Genomic DNA, 21,490 nt, shown 5'->3' with positions numbered 1-21,490 from the left:
AAATTAAGAATTTTGGCAATCCGTTATCAGTTGTCGGCAATCAGCCGCAATGCAATTCGATTATGGGTGTCATTGACCTTACAAAATTGTTAATTACGAAATAGCCAGACGGGATTGATGGCGTAAAATTTCTTTTGCCTTGATTAACTGATTCTTAACTGTATTGGTTGAGATATTCAGAAAACCGGCTATCTCCTTATATGACTTTCCTTCCTCAATGTTCAGCTTCAGAATTTGCTTTCTTCGTTCAGAAAGTAACTCAACAGCACCCAGTAAAAATTTGATCCTGGCTTCCTTGTCGTCACCATCTTCATCATTCAAAAAAGTCATACGGTCCACATACTGCTGGCGTAACTGCTGATCTTTTTCGAATTTTTTAAACTGATCAAAAACCTGGTTCCGCAGGCTGACAAACAAATAAGCCTGAAAACTATGCTCCGGTTTGATCTGTACGCGACGATCCCAAATCTTGGCAAATACATCCTGTGTGACGTTTTCAGCTTCTTCTTCATCTTTGAGCAAAGTAGTACAAAATTTCAGCGCCGGTGACCGGAAATGCGTGTAAAGCATCGAGAAAGCTGCTTCGTCTCCCTGTGTTACGCGATAAAGGATTTGTTCGTTTGGAAAGTTCATAGGATTAGGAAATTTTTGGTCCGTATTATTTCACAAGATATTCGGTAAAATTGCTTGTAATGCCCAATTCATTTTGAAGCTTCTCAACTGTAATCAGCAGTTGATCCATTTCATTTTTTAATTCTTTTGTTAGTTCTTCGACCTCTCTTCTTGTATAAGTTAAAATCGGAAAACCTCGCTTTTGCAGACTGTATTTCGCAATGGTAGGATAAGCCGAGTGTACAATATCCATTGAATCCACAAAAAATTGCTGTACCTTTTTCACATCTCCCTGACGATCAGCATCGTTGAAATATTTGCAGATCCACGCAATCAGTTCCGGATAAATATTCCCCTGAATACAGGATAATCCTGCTGCACCTGCTTTCAAAGATGATACCGCATTCACCATATAGGCATCATAAAGTCCAAACTGGTATCCCTCCGCAACCTGGATTCTGCGCTTTACTTCTTCGTAGTCCAGACAAGTATCTTTGTGATATATAACTCTTCCTGTTTCAACCAATTCTTTAAGTACTTTAACTGGTATTAATCTTTTATAGGGAACCGGACATTCATAAAAACCCAATGGGATATCATTCGTTAAGCTTATTAATTCTTTCGCGTTTCTCTGGAAAATCGCATCTGATTCATTCTCCTTAACGATAAGGCTGGAAATAATGATAACCGCTTCTACTCCGGTAGCGTATATACGTTTTACAAATTCGGCCTGTTCTGTGATAGTCCCACCGAAAGTCCCTGTGGCTACCACCGGGACTCTGCCCGCAACCTGATCAACAACCGTTTTCGTTACATCAATCCTTTCCTGTTCACTCAATTCATACATTTCACTGGAAAGACAGTTTGCAAAAAGTCCCGCCGAACCAGCGTTTAAGTAAAATTCAGTCAGCGTTTTCAGCCCGTCATAATCCACTTCCCCGGATTCAAGAAATGGAGTTAACATAACTGGAATAAATCCTTGCGGCAAAGATGTTGTTGTTGAGGTCATACCAAATTAAAATCAATAAGTGTCAGGGTAACTTAACCGGCCCCTTGTTTGCCGGATATATTCATGTCAGAATAAATTCTCAACCTCAAGAATATGATCAAATACCCGGGTGGTTTGCCAGTGCTTCTTTTTCAACTTGTATGGCTTTTCCTTTCAACCGTGTTAAAATCAAACCCCCAAGAAAAATAGTCAGCGTACCAACTACCATCACCATATTCTGATGCAGCGGGTTTCGTAAATGTGCATATTCATCAGGCAATTGTTTTGAAAATGTCATCCAGATTATGACAACAATACCAATGAGCGTAGCCGTAAGTGCTTCTGCATTTTTTGTATTTCTTGAAATTATCCCTAAAAGAAATAACCCCAGCATGCCGCCGGCAAAAATTCCGGAAAGCAGCCACCAGACATCCAGCACACTTTTGACGCCGATCATCGCGATACCGGTTACCATGCCAAGAAGTCCAAAACCTGTGGTTGCAATGTATAACAAGGTCATCGACTGTTTCGAGCTCATTTCAGGTTTAATATACCGCTGATAAATATCAACCATAAAAACCGTCGCAGAAGCATTCATTCCTGAACTGATCGTACTCATGGCTGCAGACATTATGGCTGCAATAATCAATCCCAAAAGCCCGACCGGCACTTTGTTCACCATAAAATGTGGCATTACTTTGTCGCCAATATCTGCGGCAGTCAATGTAGATGCCAGCTTTTGAAGTGCTTCCGGTGTTCCGTTTGGCAAACGTTCAACCGCAACCTGCATTTGGACTGCATGAAGCAGATCGGGATTACTTTGGTAATAAGCAAACAAACAGGAGCCTATCACAAAAAACATCAGCGAAACCGGCAGATACAGATAAACACATAGCCAGATGGAGCCAGCGGCTTCTTTAACTGAGGTTGTGGTGTGATAACGCTGCACATAATTCTGGTCCATTCCGAAATTGTTGAGGTTCATGAAAAACCCGTACAGCAAAACAACCCAAAAAGACGATTGTGTAAAATCAGGCGCGAAACTTCCCAGACTGAATTTATCATCTGCTTTCCCGATATCAATAATTTTAGAAACGCCGCCTTCCATACCGGATATAACCAGATAAAGAATGACAAGTGCTCCGGCGGTTTTGACAACACCTTGCACAACTTCCGTCCAGATAACGGCTTCCATACCGCCCATGACGGTATAAAGGACAATACAAATACCTACTACGATCATTATCGTAGCCATTGGATAACCCGTCAGGGCCTGAAGACTGAGTGCTATTCCGAAAAATATAGAGCCCATTCTGGCAAGTTGTGTCAGCAAAAAGCAGGCAACGGCATATGTTCTTGCCCAGGGACCGAAACGTTCTTCCAAATGGGTATAGGCCGAGACCGTTCCGGTATTCCTATAAAACGGTATGAAAAATTTAGTTGCAACCCAGGCTGCCAACGGCATTGACAAACTGAAAACAAAAGAATTCCAGTTGCTGCCAAAGGCTTTACCCGGAACTCCGAGGAAAGTATTACTACTAAGAAAAGTGGCATAAATAGAAATACCGATCGCCCAGCCAGGGATTTTTCCGGAAGCTTTTGTAAACTGATCTGCTGTTGTGTTTTTGCGTGAAAAATAAATCCCGACGGCCACCATCCCCACCAGATAGCTTATAACAATAACCAGATCGATAACGGGCAAGGATTTCATTCTACTTTGTTAATAAGTATAACTTAATTGCAAATAAACAGGATTACTTTCATGCATTTATGTGGTTTTATATCCTTTTATTATACGATCTTATCATACACAATAATTTAACATTGAAATCCGGATACCGGATATCAATCTTTTTTATCCCTAAACAGAAATCCAATCCCGACAGTGGAAATGATGATCAGGGAAAGCAGGAGAATTTTTGTTCCTAATCCTTCATTGGGATGTTCCAGCAAATAACGGATTTCCTGTGCTTCTCTCCCGGCCCAAACTGCGAGTACAGTACGTGGAATCATCCCCAAGGTTCCGCCCGCAAGTACTTGTGGAAGTTTTGCTCCGACAACGTTGAAGAATAAATTGGTGATCGTAAATGGTAAAACGGGTGAAAGTTTGGCAAAGAAAATCAGACGGAACTGGTTTGCCTTAAATTTCCTGATGAGTGATTCAATTTCAGGGTAAATCTGCACCAGATAAATCCGGATCGATTCTGCGTTAAAAAAATCTGCCAGTATGTAAAGAAGCGCAATGGCGCCAAGGTTCAATAAAAATAGAAACGGGACTGCGTACCATCCAAGGAAATAACCGAAAACGAGAGCAAGGAATGTTGGCGGCGTCAAAGCAATGGCCGAAGTGAATGTTAATCCAATCGTAACGAGCATCCAGGTTCCATAAGACCAGCTTCGTAATAATTCTTCATGGGCAACTGCCGAAGCGGTCAGCAAGGAAGTGGTTACCAATGGAACAACAGTGAGTAAAACGCTTACAACGAGAGGTAAAGGAAGTTTTTTTACTAATGGATTCGCCAAAAGAAGATATTTTTAGTCAATACAATAATTTCAGTTATCAAATTAACCACTTCTTTCTGTAAAAGGTTTTTCCGGAAGGTTATCTTTGATCTTTTACTGCAAATCCGAGGATTTAAGCTAACTATTTTTCTATGAAATTCGGGACGAAAGCCATACATGCGGGTGTTGAACCAGACCCAACCACTGGTGCGATCATGACGCCGATTTACCAGACTTCAACCTACGTTCAGGAAAGTCCTGGTAAACATAAAGGTTACGAATATTCGCGCACACACAATCCGACCCGTACGGCTTTGCAAAATGCACTTGCCGCTTTGGAAAATGGGAAACACGGCATTTGTTATGCATCCGGCCTTGCAGCAACAGACGCAGTATTGAAACTATTCCGGCCTGGTGACGAAATTATTGCCACCAATGATATTTATGGCGGCACTTACCGGATCATGAAAAAGATCTATGAGCCCTTTGGTCTTGTATTTCATTTTGTTGATATGAGTGATATCGCCGAAATGGAAAAGGTGATTTCTGAAAAAACAAAAATGATCTGGGTGGAAACGCCAACCAATCCTTTGTTAAAAATCATTGACATTGAAGCCGTAACGCATGTTTGTAGGCAAAAAGGAATTTTGAGCGTAGTTGATAATACTTTTGCTTCGCCTTATTTGCAAAACCCGTTAGACCAGGGTGCGGACATTGTGATGCATTCGGTAACGAAATATCTTGGCGGTCATTCGGATACGGTTATGGGCGCGCTGATTGTTAATGACGATGAGTTGGCCAAACAACTTGCTTTTATCCAGAATGCAAGCGGCGCAGTTCCGGGGCCTCAGGATTGTTTTCTGGTTTTAAGAGGAATTAAAACATTACATATCCGGATGCAGCGGCATTGTGAAAATGCAAAAGTAGTCTCCTTATGGCTTGAAGATCATCCCAGAGTTGGGAAAGTATATTATCCCGGACTCGCCTCCCATGACGGTCATGTTTTGGCAACTCGTCAAATGCGCGGATATGGCGGAATAATTTCTTTTGAGTTAAAAGGAGACAATTATCAGGAAGCTGTTCATGTCATGGAAAATTTACACGTGTTTTCTCTGGGCGAATCTCTGGGTGGCGTTGAGTCACTTTGCACGCATCCTGCAAGCATGACACACGCGAGTATTCCAAAAGATGAACGGGAGAAAACGGGATTAAAAGACACACTGATACGCCTCAGCGTAGGCATTGAAGATGTGGAGGATTTGATAGAAGATCTGGCCCAGGCAATTGGCTAAGTTTCATTTCTCTTTTGCATTCCAAAGCCAAAACCATTACTTTTGATCTCTACAATTATAGCAAAACAAACAATACGTTATACATGGAATTAACAGGAACTGTCATCGCTTTACTTCCTGAGGTGTCTGGTCAGGGTAAAAATGGAACATGGCGGAAGCAGGAATTTATTCTTGAAATCCCTTCGCAGTATCCAAAAAAAGTATGCATTTCATTGTGGGGTGATAAAATCGATCAGGCTGGTTTACAGGTGAATGATGCTGTAACGGCATCAATTGATGTAGAAAGCCGCGAATATAACAATCGCTGGTATACTGAGGTAAAAGCTTGGAAGGTTGACAAAGCCGGCAGTGCTGGCGGTGGCGGAGTTTCTTTTAGTGGAGGAAGCAATAACAGTACTTTGCCTCCGGTAACAACTTTTACGGAAGACGAATCTGACGATCTGCCTTTCTAAAAAATACAAGAGCGATCCACCGTCGCGATGAGAGAATTCGTCAATGAGTTAATGGTCATTTATCGTCCTCATTACTGAGGTTATTGTCATCATTCTTTCAGCGCGACGGCGGACTGCTTTTTATAAATCCATTTGGCTGATTATGCCATCGCTACTGTGAAATGATCAAAAACTTCATGCGGATGTACTTCCAAAACATTGGCAAGAACAAGCATCACCAGCGTATTGGAAGCCATTTTTCGGGGAATCCCGGCTGCTGCAGCAAATAATTCTACCGTTACGGTTTGCTTTTCATCCAGCAGCTTCATAAGCTTTTCTTCCTTATCCCCATACTGAAATCTGACATCTCTCTTAAAACGTCCTCGGCGCATAATTTCACGCATTTCCCGGCTTGCCTGAATTGATTTATCCGCAACACGAACATATGCCTTTTTTATTCCCAAAGAGTCAACAACATAATGTGGCTTGTCCAGACTTCGCGGGATAGTCAAAACCAGTACCTCGCGATCCGAATCGATAGGGATTCTTTCTAAATGATAATCAAGTTTGGGGAAACAATAGGTGTCAATGGCTTTGACCAGGGTGTATTCATCTTCAAAAGAATCTTTAACTCCTTTGATTGTCCGGTCGTCTCCAACACCGACGAAAAGTTTTCCACCCCCCGAATTAGCGAAGGCAACAAGCTCGCGGACAATTTTTTCAGGATGATTGGATTTCAATTTGAATTCCACATGTTCACCCTCACCTTTTCTGACCAACTCTTTAAGCAATCGTAGTTCCATCAATTGGCCTGGATAGATACTTAACTATGAAAAAACAATCGGGCTTTCCGGTATTTGCTTTTATTAACAACGTTACCAATTTACATTCCTTTCATGATATTAAAAAAATATTATTAATGAATCTTTGAACATTCTATAATCATTCTCATAACTAGTTGATTCAAACCTATAATCGTCACACTCAGGTCTCTTTGAAGTAGAAAATGAAATAATTTGGCATAGAATTTTCTCTATTATGCCGAACATTTTATTTAATCCTGGTCTTTAACAAGACCAGGCCAACTGCATGAGAAACCTGGCTATTGTTACATTATTATACATCACACTACCAACTTACTTCTTTTTATACTTTTGGGTAAATAGTAATTATTCGATTGTATCAATCATTACGCTTACGGCTGTAATTATTTTTTCAATTTATAAAACGAATGATAAAAAACCGGATTCAATCCAGCTACCATTTTCCTTAAAACCAGTACTTCTTTTTTCTTTCATTATATCTTTAACACTTTCCTACTTTTCTGAATTTGGCGGATTTAATTACCAGAGCTACGATTATCAGGCGCATAATTTCAAATTCAACTTATTGGCAACACAATCCCTGCCATTGTATGATCAGGATCATGACGTTTACATGTGTTATTATCTGGGCTATTACATTATACCCTCGTTGCTTGGAAAAATTTCGTCTCTTCATTTTATAAAAGGTTTTGCTTTTATCTGGACTTGGTTTGGACTTTTTCTTAGTTTTTCCTGGATCCAGATCCGGTTTAAAGACTTAAAAAACCGTCAGCGGATACTTATCAGTATACTTATCATTTTTGGGTCTTATGTCAGCGTGCTTTTACCTGCGTTAAGTAAGTTACTATCAGGAGCACTTAATTTTCAAAATAATTCTGTTCTTATCAATGGTAAATTTGTTCTGAATCAGCTTCCAGTTTTTTCAAAAAGCCTGTCAGAAGCTCCTCAACATACACTACCTGCCATCCTGGGAACCTGCTTTTTTCTGGTGGCCATTACGGATCTGAAATATTTCTATGCATTTGCGGTTTTTATTTTCAGCTCCTTTTTCTGGACTCCGTTTACAACCATAGGGCTCTCGCTTTTCTGTTTGTATTTTGTCTATGTAGGATTTCAGCGAGATCAATTCCGTTTTATTATCACTGCCGCCATATTCGGCTGTTTGTTGTTGACTGCATTTTATCCGGTCATTGCATTTCTACTGAGTTCTGCCGCGACATCTATGGAGAGTAATTTATTTATATGGCAAGCCGGAAGTTCAGTCTGGCCTTTGTACTACCTGCTTTATCTTTTCGGATTCTTCGGAATCTGGTTTATATTTTTCAAAAAACGCTTACTTGAATTTGACAGAGCACTTTTGCTCATAGCATTTATAACGTTTGCTTTGTTAGGCCTCGTTCAGGTTGGCCACTTTAACGATTTGAACACACGTGGTTCCATCGCAGCGCAACTTGTATTGGGCACGAGCGTTGCCTATGCATTTTTGGCCGGATCCCGAAGCAAAGTAAAAAATATCCGGATGATCGCCGCAGCATTATTTCTGGCCGTTAATACGCTGAGTTTCGTTAAATTCTACTATGAACGGTTATTTACACTTGATATGGGATCCATAAATACCATAGAGCATCCGGAGGTTTCAGAGTTGGGAGACAACTATTATGACTTTTTGGAAAAAGGTTATAGTAATGGAAAAGAAGTGGTGCAGCAATACTCACTGAAAAAAGGAAGCATTTTTGAAAAATATTTGCTGAAACGCAATTTTTCAATTGCACTTGATTCAAAGGAGGATAAACAAAAAACGGCGCCTCGTGGCGCCGCTCTTATTAATATTCGTCTTCATTAAAGAAGAAGTCATCTTTGGTCGGATAATCCGGCCAAATTTCCTCAATGCTTTCATAAGGCTGACCATCATCTTCCAATTCTTGTAGGTTTTCAACTACTTCTAACGGAGCGCCTGTTCTAATTGCGAAGTCAATCAGCTCGTCTTTGGTAGCTGGCCAAGGAGCATCCTCCAGATATGATGCGAGTTCGAGAGTCCAGTACATAATTTTTTTCGCCTATTAAATAGTTACTTAATTTTTTCAGGATTGCAAAAGTAAAAAAATTTGCATCTTTTAATAATTTTAAACAAAAAAAATCTAAAATAATTGTTTTTTATTTTTAATATTTTCTGTCAATATGTTAAAAGATTGAAAATCATAAAATTAGGACAAAGTTTAAGTAAACACAGGTTATTAACTTTATCTTCTCGCACAATATAAAATATCATTCCATAGCAAATTCCCCATTTTGCTGAATTATTGTTTTCTCAAACCGGGACAAAATCTTTTGTAAATTTCCGGATCATTATAATTAAAATAATATGACAATTGAAGTTTGCGCATACTCTCTGGAATCTTGTATGAATGCCCAGGTAGGCGGCGCAGGTCGCATTGAGCTGTGCGGAGGATTAGGCGAAGGCGGCACCACGCCAAGTGCCGGTCTTATAGAAATGGTTCGCGAGCATATCCAAATTCCTGTTTACGTCATGATCCGTCCCCGTGGTGGTGATTTTGTTTATGATTTTTTTGAAGAGGAAATCATGAAACGTGATATTGCAATGGCAAAAAAACTAGGCGCAGATGGTGTTGTTTTGGGAATCCTTCTTCCTGACGGGCAGGTTGATGTGGCCCGGACAAAAGTACTTATAGATTACGCCGCTCCGATGAAGGTAACTTTTCACCGCGCGTTTGACCTTACGCCTGATCCAATCAAAGCGCTTAAAGCAGTAATTGAAACTGGTGCAGAAAGAATTCTGACTTCTGGTCAAAAATCAAACGCACTGGAAGGTATCAAGCTTTTGGAGCAGCTGGCCAAAGCTGCCGGAAGCTCCATTGAAATCATGGCCGGTGGTGGTGTGAATCATAATAATGCAGCTGAGCTGAAAGAAGCCGGTGTACATTCATTACACTTAACTGCGAAATCTTTTCGTCCGGGACGACAAAAATATTTTCCGTCCGATATATCTATGGCTGGTGAAATTCCTGACGAAAAATCAGTAATGTATAGTGATTTAGGTTTGGTCGAGGCAATTGTGAGTGCGGTGGCAGAAAAATAACTTTAAGTGTCTGTTATGTGAAAAAGATCTTCATTGGAATTGCGCTGCTGTTGGTTGCTTTCCTTCTTGTAGCAGTTTTTATTCATAATCTGGAATACTGGTCTGTTGTAAAATGGTGGTCGCTAAATATTACGACCGTCGGTTTTCTATTTCTATTTTTTCCTACATTGAAAAGATATGAAGATAATGGAATTGTCAAACTCCTGTTTATACCGGGAAAGTCGTATTTCAAAATTATAGGAGTTCTTATTTTTCTAGCAATATTAACTTTGTGTTATTCAATTTCACAACAGCTTGCTCTTGGTCTAAATGAAAAGATCAAAGGCTATTACTTAAATCGCAAAACAATTGAAACGACAGCAACAGTATTAGGAATAACTAAGATTTCTTTCACTTTAAAAACTAGATTTACTCAACCATTTATGATTATAGAATATGTTACGGATGAAGGCATTTCAAGGCAGGGTTTGGACCCTAAAAAATATGGTTACCTTCGTCCAGCTCAAAAAATACAAATTTCATATTCCAAATATCATCCTTCCTTCTTTAAAGTAGAGTAAAAAATCGCATAATTGTAGGGCTTGAAACACAAATCATTATCTTTGCGGCTCTTTCAAAAAACAAAATCTTAAAAACGTGAATAACAATACTTCGTTAATTTGGAACATCGTGCTTAGCATAGCCGTAGCGGTGTTATTTTTCTTACATTTCTCAGGTGGTAAATCTGAATCCGTAGCAGCAGGATCGGATGGAGTAGTTGCCGGCCGTCGTACTGTTTATGTGCAGGTTGATTCACTTTTGACGAATTACGATTTCTTCAAGGACACTAAGAAAGCACTTGAAAACAAGCATTTCCAATTGGAAAACGAGTTGAATACAAAAGGACGCTCGTTGCAGAATGAAATTGCATTTTTTCAGCAAAAAGCACAAACCATGACCCCTGACCAGGCGCGTTCCACCGAACAGCAACTTGGCAAAAAACAGCAGGATCTTGTCGCTTACCGTGATCAGGCGATGGCTGGACTTCAGCAGGAAGAAGCTGGTAAAAATGAGGAGCTTTACAAACAAATCAGATCTTATATTGAGAAATATAACAAGGATAACAAATACGAATATGTATTAGGTTATTCATTAGGCGGCGGTATTTTGTTCGCTGACAAATCTCTGGATGTTACTCAGAAAATAATTGAAGGTTTAAATAAGGAATATAAAGGTTCTGACGCTGGTAAAGCTGCGGCTGATTCTACTAAGAAATAAGTATAATCAATCAGATTAAAACAGAAAGGCGACTGATTTAAATCGGTCGCCTTTCTGTTTTTAAATGGAAATCATATCGTTCATGCCGATGGCATTTGACACAAATCCATAACTGTACCTTTTACACCACAAAAAAGAGGTGATTTAAATTAATAAATCACCCCCCAATATATTTTCAAAGCTTCCGAATTATTTCTAAAGTACTTTTGACGATGATTTCGCGCCAATATATTCACGGTTCATACGGGCAATGTTTTCAAAGCTGATTTCTTTTGGACATTCAGCTGAACATGCATGCGTATTGGTACAGTTACCAAAACCTTCTGCATCCATTTGCGCCACCATTTTCTCTGCACGGATACTGCGTTCTGCCTGACCTTGTGGTAATAATGCCAGCTGTGAGATTTTTGCAGAAACAAATAACATAGCCGAAGCATTTTTACATGCCGCTACACAAGCTCCACAAGCAATACAAGCAGCAGCACTGAATGCCTCATCAGCATTTTCTTTTGGAATCGGCAAACTATTCGCATCCTGTGCATTTCCTGTATTCACGGAAACAAATCCACCAGCTGATATGATCCGGTCAAAACCATCACGGTCTACAACCAAATCCTTGATAACCGGAAATGCACCGGCTCTCCATGGCTCAACCGTTATGGTATCCCCATCCTGGAAAGAACGCATGTGCAACTGGCAGGTAGTCACACCTTTCAACGGTCCATGTGGCTGTCCATTGATAAACATAGAACATGATCCGCATATACCCTCTCTGCAATCGTGATCAAATGCGACAGGTTCTTTATTTTCTTCAATTAATTGTTCGTTAAGAATATCGAACATTTCAAGGAAAGACATATCCGGAGAAACACCATCCAGATTATAATTTTCAAATCCTCCTTTTGTATCTGTATTGCTTTGTCTCCACACTTTAAGCGTAAGACGCATATTGCCTGCACTCATTTTTTCTAAACTGTTAATGATTAACTATTAACGAAATTTATTAGTTATAAACTCATAAGAAGTACCGGGTTTTAAGCCGATAGCTGAAAGCCGAAAGCCGATAGCTACTTATAACTTCTCTGAGCGATTTTTATATTATCGTAAACAAGGTCTTCTTTGTGAAGCTCCCATTTCTCAGTTGCGATATGCTCCCATGCCGACACAAACATAAAGTTTTCGTCATCACGAAGTGCTTCACCCTCTTCTGTCTGGAATTCCTCACGAAAGTGACCTCCACAAGATTCGTCACGTGTCAGGGCATCGATACACATCAATTCACCTAACTCGATAAAGTCAGCAACGCGGTTTGCTTTGTCAAGCTCTGGATTAAAATCACCGATTTTACCCATTACTTTCACATCTTTCCAGAATTCTTCACGTAGCGCACGGATTTCAACAATCGCTTCTTTCAACCCTTTTTCATTGCGGGCCATTCCACATTTATCCCACATGATCTTGCCTAAACGGCGATGGAATACCTCTGGAGATGTCTTGCCCTGGATTGTAATCAATTTCTGGATTCTGTCACTAACTTCTTTTTCAGTTTGAACAAAAGCTTCGTGATCCGTTGAAATATGTCCGGTTCTGATCTCTCCTGCGAGATAAGCTCCAACTGTGATTGGTATCACGAAATATCCATCCGCCAAACCTTGCATCAAGGCAGACGCTCCCAGACGGTTTGCACCGTGATCGGAGAAATTCGCTTCACCCAATGAATATAAACCAGGAACAGTTGTCATCAGGTTATAATCAACCCAAAGTCCACCCATAGTGTAGTGAACAGCAGGATAAATACGCATAGGCACTTCATAAGGATCTTCTCCCGTGATCTGCTTATACATATCGAAAAGGTTACCATACTTTTCTTTCACTACCGCCTTACCCCATTCCAGAATCTGGCTTTCAGGCGCATTGGTAATATTATTTTTATTTGCTTCTCCCTGTCCGTAACGGTGGAAAGCAGCAGAGAAATCAAGGAATACCGCCAGTTTTGAAGATCCTACGCCATATCCTGCATCACATCTTTCTTTGGCTGCGCGGGAAGCGATATCACGCGGAACCAGGTTACCAAAAGCAGGGTAACGACGTTCCAGATAATAATCTCTTTCTTCTTCCGGAATTTCATTTCCGGCACGTGTATCATTTTGTTTTTTCGGAACCCAGATACGACCATCATTACGAAGTGATTCTGACATCAAAGTCAGCTTCGACTGATGCTCACCAGATACCGGAATACAAGTCGGGTGAATTTGGGTAAAACATGGGTTGGCAAAGAATGCACCGCGTTTGTGCGCCTTCCAGGCAGCAGTAACATTGCTACCCATGGCGTTTGTCGACAGATAAAATACGTTACCGTATCCACCGGTACAAAGCAAAACTGCGTGAGCAGAATGTCTTTCCAATTCCCCTGTCACCAGGTTTCTTGCAATAATGCCACGGCACTTTCCGTCGATTTTCACAACGTCAAGCATTTCGTGACGGTTGTACATGGTGATTGTCCCCATACCAACCTGACGCTGCAAACCTGAATAAGCACCTAATAAAAGCTGCTGACCCGTCTGTCCTGCCGCATAAAATGTACGCTGAACCTGTACCCCACCGAAAGACCGGTTGGAAAGAAGTCCGCCATATTCACGTGCAAAAGGAACTCCCTGGGCAACGCACTGGTCAATAATATTTCCGGAAACTTCCGCCAGACGATGCACATTGGCTTCGCGTGACCGGTAATCTCCTCCTTTAATTGTATCGTAAAAAAGACGATGAACTGAGTCACCATCATTCTGGTAATTTTTAGCTGCATTGATACCACCCTGTGCCGCAATTGAGTGCGCACGACGTGGAGAATCCTGGAAACAAAATGCTTTTACTTTATATCCCATTTCCGCCAGCGTAGCAGCAGCAGAAGCACCAGCCAAACCGGTTCCAACTACAATTACTTCAATGTTACGCTTGTTGGCAGGGTTTACAAGGGGTACTGACGATTTGTATTTTTCCCACTTATCTTCCAGCGAGCCTTGAGGTATTCTGGCATCCAGACGAGATGAAGTTGCCATATATTTTGAAATGTTAATTAACCTGAAAAATTAGATTCAACTATTTAAACAAGAACATTTAACTTTTGAAGTCAATATCCACGCAGGATACAGACAGTCAAATGCCGGAACTTAATAAACCCATCCAAGATAAATCGAGATAGGCATCAGAGCGAAAAGGGTTGGAACAATAATCGAAAAAGCAACGCCAATAACACGAATTGCATCATTGTATTTTACATGGTAAAGACCCAATGTCTTAAATGCGCTTTTGAAACCATGCAGCAAATGCCAGGCCAGAGAAATGCAACCAAGTACGTAGATGATAACAACCCATATATTCTGGAAAATATCAAGCATCATCTGATAAAGATTCAGCTCTTCTCCTGTTGCAAACTGGTTGGAACGGTTTGGAATCCAGAAATGCGAAGTATGGATAACCAAAAAGATCAGAATAAGCGTACCCAACAAACCCATGCTGCGGGAATACCAGGTGCTGTTGGCACTGGCATTGGTTACAGCATATTTCACAGGTCTTGCACTCTGATTCAGTTTTGTTAACCAAAGGCCATCCGCGATGTGAATGAGAAAGCCCAAAACCAAACCAATTTCAAGTGTACGAATTATGGGATTTGTCCCCATAAAATGCCCCCAGTGAGAAAATGTTTCGCCTCCATCATTGTAAAAAATCATAGCATTGATGGATGCATGTATTACCAGAAAACTGATCAGAAATAAACCGGTAAGCGACATGATCACTTTCTTACCGATTGAACTTGTTAATGCTTGTGTAAACCAAGACATAGCAAACACGAATAGTTTTAGTACAAAAAAATAATGTATATTTAGAACCTTTCAAAGGTATAGCACAAACCTGTGCGACACAATAAAAGAGGATCATTTTTATGACCTGCCAGACAATTTATAATCATTATGAAGTACCTCTCCCGAATTATTAAATCCTGATAATTACATTTTTAAACCGTAACGTTATCCTATCCCAAGGCTTGTTATTTATGTATCATTAATCCAGTTTTCCGGATACATTTTTAATACGATTTTTCGTTTATGGGATAGCATTATATTCCGCCAGGATTTAATGCACTTACCTCTATCATGAAAATGTTTTAAATGTGTATGCGAAATAATCTACGATTTCAGCTATTAATCTTCTTTTTATCCTGTTTTTTCGTATCTCAGAAGGTACATGCTACGCACGCAAGAGCTGGTGAGATCACCGCCAAAAGAATTGGAAATACTAATACCTATGATGTAACTTTTACGGGATACTTTGACGTAAATACTGGCAAGGATGCAGCGGATGCACAGACATATGTTTTCATGTACTTTTATCCATCGGGTAGTGAAGGTAAAGTTGATCCAAGGCGAGTTGATCGAATCGACGCTCTAACCCGCAATATTGGAAACAATACCACAATAAATGTTTATACAACCCGATATGCCTTCCCATCGACTGGCGACTGGACGATAGCAGTTATGATCGATAAGCGGAATAATAGCATTCTAAATTTAAGCCCAGCACCAACAAACAATCTTAATTTCTTTGTTCATACCAATCTTATTATCAACGCTTTCACTGGAGCGAACCAAACCCCCATTTTACTTAATGCACCTATTGATCTGGCAGTAGTCGGACAACGATACATTCACAACCCCGGTGCATTTGATGCGGACGGAGATAGCATTGCTTATCATCTTTACAATCCACAACAAAATGTAACAGGAACAGGTCTTGGTGTTAACATTGGCTACAAAGATCCGAACCTGGTAACTCCCCCTGGCAGAACAGAAACCGGAGCGAGCCCTGCTACTTTTAGTATGAATGCCCGAACGGGTGATTTGATCTGGGATGCACCTGTCACCAAAGGATTTTACAACGTAGCTTTTGTCGTAGAGGAATGGCGTGACGGCGTGAAAATTGGTGACATTATCAGAGATATGCAGATTATCGTAGTCGATGCCCGAAATGACCGGCCAAAACTGGATTTAATTCCGGATGTCTGCGTTGAGGCGGGAACACTCATTAATCAGATTGTAAAAGCTACCGATAAAAACGGGGATAAACTCACGCTGACCAGTACCAGTGGTCTGTACCAGTCCACCGCTTTGGTTAAACCTGCTTATGCTACTTTCGCCGTTCCACAGCAAGGTGCACAAGGCACGCTCACCGGACAATTTACCTGGCAGACCGGCTGTAACCAGATCAGGCTGGAACCATATGAAGTACTTTTTAAAGTGGAAGACGGGGCCGTAGCAGGAACGCCAAACGCGAATTTGTTTCAGAAACTCGTCGATATTACAACTTTGCATATCCGGGTCTACGGACCGCAGCCAAAGAATCTGGCCGCAGCTCCGGTTACCGATGCTGCCGGAAAAGCTTTTAAACTCACCTGGGATTCCTATATATGTCAGGTGCCCGGTGCCAAAATCGTCATTTACAGAAGAGAGGGTTGCCGTGTTATTCCGGTAGAAAAATGTTTTACAGGATTAGATGGTTATGGTTATGAGGAAATTGCAAGGGTCAACGCAGACCAGGTTTCTTACACCGACAACAATGCCGGAGCCGGACTCAAATCAGGAATTTCTTACAGTTACCGCATCGTGGTTATATTCCCAAGACCGGATTCTGATATTACACAACCAGGTTATCTGATCGGTGGCGGTGAAAGTGTTGCTTCTGAACAGGTTTGTATCGAAGTACCCCTTCTTATGCCGGTTATTACCAATGTGACTGTCGATTCAACAAGCGCAGCAAGCGGTATTATCACCGTAAAATGGACAAGACCAACGCTTTCTGCGGGTGCTTCCATTCCGGCACAATACAGACTTTTCCGTGCAACAGGACTTGCAGGTACTAATTTTACAAGCATCGCCACCATCAATACCAATCTGGTGGCTGGTGCGCCGGATACAATTTTTGTTGACAAAAACCTGAATACCGTTGACAATGCTTACCGGTATAAACTTGAATACTATTACACTGACGCCGGTGGGCTGGTGAAACTGGATGAAACCGATCCGGCCAGTAGTGTGCGTTTGTCACAAGGTTCAGCCAATCCGAATGCCATCAGGGTCAACTGGACGGCCAATGTGCCATGGAGCAATGATGGCCAGACACACCGGGTCTACCGTGAAGACAAATCCAAACCAGGTACTTTCAACAGGATTGCTGATGTGCCTGTGACCGGTGCGGCTTCCTATACTTTCACTGATGACGGAACAGACAAATATGCACAGGACGGAACAGTCAATGTGACGATTGCCAAAGATGTTGTTTATTGTTACAAAGTAGAAACAGTCGGGTCTTACAACAATTCACAGATCAAGGTCGATCCACTTTATAACTTCTCACAGATTATCTGTATATCTGCTTCGGATACCACCAAACCTTGTGTGCCGGTGCTGAGCATCGATCTGCTGGATTGTGCCACCATTACCCCGGAAGAATTCTGTGACCAGACTTCGTTTACCAATAATCTGTCATGGACCTATCCGAACACAGCAAACTGTGACCAGGCCATCACCGCTTACAGACTTTATTACACCCGATATGAAGGTGATACGCCTACCCTTTTGAAAGAAATTGCAGCGCCGGCAGCCACTTCTTTTGCACATGAAGGACTGACTTCTTTTGCAGGTTGTTATTATGTGACCGCAGTCAATAAATATGGTACGGAAAGTGCGCCGAGCAATACCGTTTGCAAAGACAACTGCCCGATATTTGCGCTGCCCAACGTGATTACGCCAAATGGTGATGGTAAAAACGATCTGTTTACACCGCTGAAATGCCCAAGTTTTGTCCAGTCGTTGGAATTTAAAGTATTCAACCGATGGGGTGCAAAAGTGTATGATTCCAAAGATGTAAATATCAACTGGAACGGGAAAAATAATGGCGGAAGCGATCTGGCTGCGGGTCAGTATTACTACGAGGTTACCGTTTATTTTGAATCTGTTCAGCGCGGTGGAAAACCGGCCACATTCAAAGGATGGGTACAGCTGCTCAGATAATCATTAAACTAATTTTTAAGCCCGTCAAAAAAACAGACTTTTTTTCTTTCAACTTCTAGTACGTTATTTGTAGCCCGGTTGGTTTCCAGCCGGGCTACGGATTTTGTTACCAACCTTTCCCTCTCCTATTTAGTAATTTTAGAGACGTAGGTAGCAGGAAATTAAATCAATAAAAATGTGTTAATTCTTTTATATGCCGCTAAAAAGAAAAAATGATTGACAAACTTCCACAAGAGTTCAATAATTTAGCGTAATAGGGAATAAAACACACATTTTTAATTAAATTTTCGTTCAATACATGTATGTTAGGAGCATTAATCCGATTCTATCATGAAGGCCTGTTGAAAATTATAAAACAAGATAACATATCAGTATTCTTTTTCTGATTAATGCCTCTGTCTAAAGTAAGTCTTATGTCTATGCGTTACATTTTACAATTATCATTTCTTTTTGCTTTTATCCTTGTGTTAACCGGCCACAAAGCTCAGGCAACACATGCACGGGCAGGGGAAATTACGGCAAAACGCGTGAACGGCAATTCGCTTGCGTATGATGTAACCTTTACCGGTTATTTTGACATTTCTCCAAATGGAGGACTTGGTGCAGCCAATGCCCAGACATCTGTCAATATGTATTTTTACACGGGAAACGGTACCACTGCACAGCCTGTGCAAGTTCCCAGAATTGACGCATTGACAAGAAACATCGGAAACAATACCACGCAAAATATTTATACAACAAGGTATACTTTTCCTTCTGCCGGCGACTGGAGTATTTCAGTTGGTATTGATAACCGTAACGTAAGTATTTTAAATTTAAGTCCTGCTCCAACAGACAGGCTTAACTTTTATGTACATACCAATATTTCAATTAATGCCTTTGTCGGAGTAAACCAAACGCCGGTTCTTCTAAATGCGCCAATAGATATCGGTGCTGTTGGACAACGTTACATTCACAATCCTGGTGCTTTTGATGCGGATGGAGATAGTATTGCTTATCATCTTTACACTCCACAACAAGGCACAACCAGAGGCTTAGGTGAAAACCTTGGCTACAAAGACCCTAATCTTGTAACGACTCCCGGTACAACCGAAACCGGAGCAAGCCCTGCTACTTTTAGTATGAATGCCTTAACGGGCGATTTAATCTGGGACGCGCCAGTCACCAAAGGACTTTATAATGTTGCCTTTGTGGTTGAAGAATGGCGGGACGGCGTACTGATCGGTGAGATCATTCGTGATATGCAGATCATCATTGTCGATGCCCGAAACGACCGGCCAAAACTGGATTTAATTCCCGATATCTGCGTCGAGGCAGGAACGCTTATTAACCAGATTGTAAAAGCTACCGATAAAAACGGGGACAAACTCACGCTGACCAGTACCAGTGGTCTGTATCAGGCCACCGCTCTGATCAACCCTGCTTATGCTACTTTCGCCGTTCCACAGCAAGGTGCACAAGGTACGCTCACAGGACAATTTACCTGGCAGACCGGCTGTAACCAAATCAGGCTCGAACCGTATGAAGTACTTTTTAAAGTAGAAGACGGGGCGGTAGCAGGAACGCCAAACGCGAATTTGTTTCAGAAACTCGTCGATATTACAACTTTGCATATCCGGGTCTACGGACCGCAGCCAAAGAATCTGGCCGCTGCTCCGGTTACCGATGCTGCCGGAAAAGCTTTTAAACTCACCTGGGATTCCTATATATGTCAGGTGCCTGGTGCCAAAATCGTCATATACAGAAGAGAGGGTTGCCGTGTTATTCCGGTAGAAAAATGTTTTACAGGATTAGATGGTTATGGCTATGAGGAAATTGCAAGGGTCAACGCGGACCAGATTTCTTACACCGATAACAATGCAGGAGCCGGATTGAAATCAGGAATTTCTTACAGTTACCGCATCGTGGTTATATTCCCAAGACCGGATTCTGATATTACACAACCAGGTTATCTGATCGGTGGCGGTGAAAGTGTTGCTTCTGAACAGGTTTGTATCGAAGTACCCCTTCTTATGCCGGTTATTACCAATGTGACTGTCGATTCAACAAGCGCAGCAAGCGGTATTATCACCGTAAAATGGACAAGACCAACGCTTTCTGCGGGTGCTTCCATTCCGGCACAATACAGACTTTTCCGTGCAACAGGACTTGCAGGTACTAATTTTACAAGCATCGCCACCATCAATACCAATCTGGTGGCTGGTGCGCCGGATACAATTTTTGTTGACAAAAACCTGAATACCGTTGACAATGCTTACCGGTATAAACTTGAATACTATTACACTGACGCCGGTGGGCTGGTGAAACTGGATGAAACCGATCCGGCCAGTAGTGTGCGTTTGTCACAAGGTTCAGCCAATCCGAATGCCATCAGGGTCAACTGGACGGCCAATGTGCCATGGAGCAATGATGGCCAGACACACCGGGTCTACCGTGAAGACAAATCCAAACCAGGTACTTTCAACAGGATTGCTGATGTGCCTGTGACCGGTGCGGCTTCCTATACTTTCACTGATGACGGAACAGACAAATATGCACAGGACGGAACAGTCAATGTGACGATTGCCAAAGATGTTGTTTATTGTTACAAAGTAGAAACAGTCGGGTCTTACAACAATTCACAGATCAAGGTCGATCCACTTTATAACTTCTCACAGATTATCTGTATATCTGCTTCGGATACCACCAAACCTTGTGTGCCGGTGCTGAGCATCGATCTGCTGGATTGTGCCACCATTACCCCGGAAGAATTCTGTGACCAGACTTCGTTTACCAATAATCTGTCATGGACCTATCCGAACACAGCAAACTGTGACCAGGCCATCACCGCTTACAGACTTTATTACACCCGATATGAAGGTGATACGCCTACCCTTTTGAAAGAAATTGCAGCGCCGGCAGCCACTTCTTTTGCACATGAAGGACTGACTTCTTTTGCAGGTTGTTATTATGTGACCGCAGTCAATAAATATGGTACGGAAAGTGCGCCGAGCAATACCGTTTGCAAAGACAACTGCCCGATATTTGCGCTGCCCAACGTGATTACGCCAAATGGTGATGGTAAAAACGATCTGTTTACACCGCTGAAATGCCCAAGTTTTGTCCAGTCGTTGGAATTTAAAGTATTCAACCGATGGGGTGCAAAAGTGTATGATTCCAAAGATGTAAATATCAACTGGAACGGGAAAAATAATGGCGGAAGCGATCTGGCTGCGGGTCAGTATTACTACGAGGTTACCGTTTATTTTGAATCTGTTCAGCGCGGTGGAAAACCGGCCACATTCAAAGGATGGGTACAGCTGCTCAGATAATCATTAAACTAATTTTTAAGCCCGTCAAAAAAACAGACTTTTTTTCTTTCAACTTCTAGTACGTTATTTGTAGCCCGGTTGGTTTCCAGCCGGGCTACGGATTTTGTTACCA

At 41.5% G+C, this 21,490-nt stretch carries 17 protein-coding genes; 8 read left to right on the top strand and 9 right to left on the bottom strand.

Annotated elements, in window-relative coordinates; translation table 11 throughout:
• Positions 1-93: 93 nt before the first annotated feature.
• The 4 genes from LXL81_RS11880 to LXL81_RS11865 form a co-directional block, all read right to left on the bottom strand.
• Positions 94-633, bottom strand: coding sequence for an RNA polymerase sigma factor (locus LXL81_RS11880; protein WP_234647014.1), 540 nt, complete (start codon positions 631-633; stop codon positions 94-96).
• 25 nt (positions 634-658) lie between these two features.
• Complete coding sequence (locus LXL81_RS11875) at positions 659-1,621, bottom strand: dihydrodipicolinate synthase family protein (protein ID WP_234647013.1); 963 nt, start codon at positions 1,619-1,621, stop codon at positions 659-661.
• Positions 1,622-1,718: 97 nt separating this feature from the next.
• Positions 1,719-3,311 carry a sodium:solute symporter gene (locus LXL81_RS11870; protein WP_234647012.1) on the bottom strand — a complete coding sequence of 531 codons (1,593 nt, stop codon included), beginning with the start codon at positions 3,309-3,311 and terminating at the stop codon, positions 1,719-1,721.
• Positions 3,312-3,445: 134 nt separating this feature from the next.
• Positions 3,446-4,123, bottom strand: a complete 678-nt coding sequence (locus tag LXL81_RS11865) for a TVP38/TMEM64 family protein (RefSeq protein WP_234647011.1) — start codon at positions 4,121-4,123, stop codon at positions 3,446-3,448.
• A gap of 131 nt (positions 4,124-4,254) precedes the next feature.
• Between LXL81_RS11865 and LXL81_RS11860 the strand changes: the two genes are divergently transcribed.
• Positions 4,255-5,394: a cystathionine gamma-synthase gene (locus tag LXL81_RS11860; protein ID WP_234647010.1), complete on the top strand. Its 1,140-nt coding sequence runs from the start codon at positions 4,255-4,257 to the stop codon at positions 5,392-5,394.
• A gap of 83 nt (positions 5,395-5,477) precedes the next feature.
• On the top strand, positions 5,478-5,846 hold the full coding sequence (locus LXL81_RS11855) for a DUF3127 domain-containing protein (RefSeq protein ID WP_234647009.1): 369 nt from the start codon (positions 5,478-5,480) through the stop codon (positions 5,844-5,846).
• 140 nt (positions 5,847-5,986) lie between these two features.
• On the opposite strand, the gene LXL81_RS11850 is transcribed toward LXL81_RS11855, so the two are convergent.
• Complete coding sequence (locus tag LXL81_RS11850; protein ID WP_234647008.1) at positions 5,987-6,628, bottom strand: helix-turn-helix domain-containing protein; 642 nt, start codon at positions 6,626-6,628, stop codon at positions 5,987-5,989.
• Between the two features lie 286 nt (positions 6,629-6,914).
• On the opposite strand from LXL81_RS11850, the gene LXL81_RS11845 reads away from it, so the two are divergent.
• Complete coding sequence (locus LXL81_RS11845; protein WP_234647007.1) at positions 6,915-8,492, top strand: hypothetical protein; 1,578 nt, start codon at positions 6,915-6,917, stop codon at positions 8,490-8,492.
• Here LXL81_RS11845 and LXL81_RS11840 read toward each other — a convergent pair.
• Complete coding sequence (locus tag LXL81_RS11840; protein ID WP_013927448.1) at positions 8,473-8,694, bottom strand: DUF2795 domain-containing protein; 222 nt, start codon at positions 8,692-8,694, stop codon at positions 8,473-8,475. The genes LXL81_RS11845 and LXL81_RS11840 overlap by 20 nt on opposite strands.
• A gap of 317 nt (positions 8,695-9,011) precedes the next feature.
• Between LXL81_RS11840 and LXL81_RS11835 the strand changes: the two genes are divergently transcribed.
• From LXL81_RS11835 to LXL81_RS11825, 3 genes are all read left to right on the top strand, one after another.
• Complete coding sequence (locus LXL81_RS11835; protein WP_234647006.1) at positions 9,012-9,746, top strand: copper homeostasis protein CutC; 735 nt, start codon at positions 9,012-9,014, stop codon at positions 9,744-9,746.
• Positions 9,747-9,763: 17 nt separating this feature from the next.
• Complete coding sequence (locus LXL81_RS11830) at positions 9,764-10,306, top strand: hypothetical protein (RefSeq protein ID WP_234647005.1); 543 nt, start codon at positions 9,764-9,766, stop codon at positions 10,304-10,306.
• Positions 10,307-10,382: 76 nt separating this feature from the next.
• A complete protein-coding gene (locus tag LXL81_RS11825; protein ID WP_234647004.1) occupies positions 10,383-11,003 on the top strand; it encodes an OmpH family outer membrane protein in 621 nt (206 codons plus the stop codon).
• 195 nt (positions 11,004-11,198) lie between these two features.
• Here the strand turns inward: LXL81_RS11825 and LXL81_RS11820 are convergent, their stop codons facing one another.
• The 3 genes from LXL81_RS11820 to LXL81_RS11810 form a co-directional block, all read right to left on the bottom strand.
• Positions 11,199-11,951 (bottom strand): succinate dehydrogenase/fumarate reductase iron-sulfur subunit, encoded by a 753-nt coding sequence (locus LXL81_RS11820; RefSeq protein WP_234647452.1) that lies wholly within the window; start codon positions 11,949-11,951, stop codon positions 11,199-11,201.
• A gap of 119 nt (positions 11,952-12,070) precedes the next feature.
• On the bottom strand, positions 12,071-14,059 hold the full coding sequence (locus LXL81_RS11815; protein ID WP_234647003.1) for a fumarate reductase/succinate dehydrogenase flavoprotein subunit: 1,989 nt from the start codon (positions 14,057-14,059) through the stop codon (positions 12,071-12,073).
• A 111-nt stretch (positions 14,060-14,170) separates the two neighbouring features.
• Positions 14,171-14,842, bottom strand: coding sequence for a succinate dehydrogenase cytochrome b subunit (locus tag LXL81_RS11810; protein ID WP_234647002.1), 672 nt, complete (start codon positions 14,840-14,842; stop codon positions 14,171-14,173).
• A 333-nt stretch (positions 14,843-15,175) separates the two neighbouring features.
• Here LXL81_RS11810 and LXL81_RS11805 point away from each other — a divergent pair, with 333 nt between their 5' ends.
• Complete coding sequence (locus LXL81_RS11805; protein ID WP_234647001.1) at positions 15,176-18,067, top strand: gliding motility-associated C-terminal domain-containing protein; 2,892 nt, start codon at positions 15,176-15,178, stop codon at positions 18,065-18,067.
• Between the two features lie 413 nt (positions 18,068-18,480).
• Positions 18,481-21,378: a gliding motility-associated C-terminal domain-containing protein gene (locus LXL81_RS11800; protein WP_234647000.1), complete on the top strand. Its 2,898-nt coding sequence runs from the start codon at positions 18,481-18,483 to the stop codon at positions 21,376-21,378.
• Positions 21,379-21,490: the final 112 nt, after the last annotated feature.

Origin of the sequence: Dyadobacter sp. CY356 (assembly GCF_021440195.1) — a bacterium.
Classification (GTDB): Bacteria; Bacteroidota; Bacteroidia; order Cytophagales; family Spirosomataceae; genus Dyadobacter.
This window is presented reverse-complemented; position numbering and strand designations above follow the sequence as displayed.

Excerpts from the sequence above, each read along its gene's own strand:
- LXL81_RS11880 (WP_234647014.1), bottom strand. The coding sequence starts at position 633 with ATGAACTTTCCAAACGAACAAATCCTTTATCGCGTAACACAGGGAGAC.
- LXL81_RS11875 (WP_234647013.1), bottom strand. The coding sequence starts at position 1,621 with ATGACCTCAACAACAACATCTTTGCCGCAAGGATTTATTCCAGTTATG.
- LXL81_RS11870 (WP_234647012.1), bottom strand. The coding sequence starts at position 3,311 with ATGAAATCCTTGCCCGTTATCGATCTGGTTATTGTTATAAGCTATCTG.
- LXL81_RS11860 (WP_234647010.1), top strand. The coding sequence starts at position 4,255 with ATGAAATTCGGGACGAAAGCCATACATGCGGGTGTTGAACCAGACCCA.
- LXL81_RS11855 (WP_234647009.1), top strand. The coding sequence starts at position 5,478 with ATGGAATTAACAGGAACTGTCATCGCTTTACTTCCTGAGGTGTCTGGT.
- LXL81_RS11850 (WP_234647008.1), bottom strand. The coding sequence starts at position 6,628 with ATGGAACTACGATTGCTTAAAGAGTTGGTCAGAAAAGGTGAGGGTGAA.
- LXL81_RS11845 (WP_234647007.1), top strand. The coding sequence starts at position 6,915 with ATGAGAAACCTGGCTATTGTTACATTATTATACATCACACTACCAACT.
- LXL81_RS11840 (WP_013927448.1), bottom strand. The coding sequence starts at position 8,694 with ATGTACTGGACTCTCGAACTCGCATCATATCTGGAGGATGCTCCTTGG.
- LXL81_RS11835 (WP_234647006.1), top strand. The coding sequence starts at position 9,012 with ATGACAATTGAAGTTTGCGCATACTCTCTGGAATCTTGTATGAATGCC.
- LXL81_RS11820 (WP_234647452.1), bottom strand. The coding sequence starts at position 11,951 with ATGCGTCTTACGCTTAAAGTGTGGAGACAAAGCAATACAGATACAAAA.
- LXL81_RS11815 (WP_234647003.1), bottom strand. The coding sequence starts at position 14,059 with ATGGCAACTTCATCTCGTCTGGATGCCAGAATACCTCAAGGCTCGCTG.
- LXL81_RS11810 (WP_234647002.1), bottom strand. The coding sequence starts at position 14,842 with ATGTCTTGGTTTACACAAGCATTAACAAGTTCAATCGGTAAGAAAGTG.
- LXL81_RS11805 (WP_234647001.1), top strand. The coding sequence starts at position 15,176 with ATGCGAAATAATCTACGATTTCAGCTATTAATCTTCTTTTTATCCTGT.
- LXL81_RS11800 (WP_234647000.1), top strand. The coding sequence starts at position 18,481 with ATGTCTATGCGTTACATTTTACAATTATCATTTCTTTTTGCTTTTATC.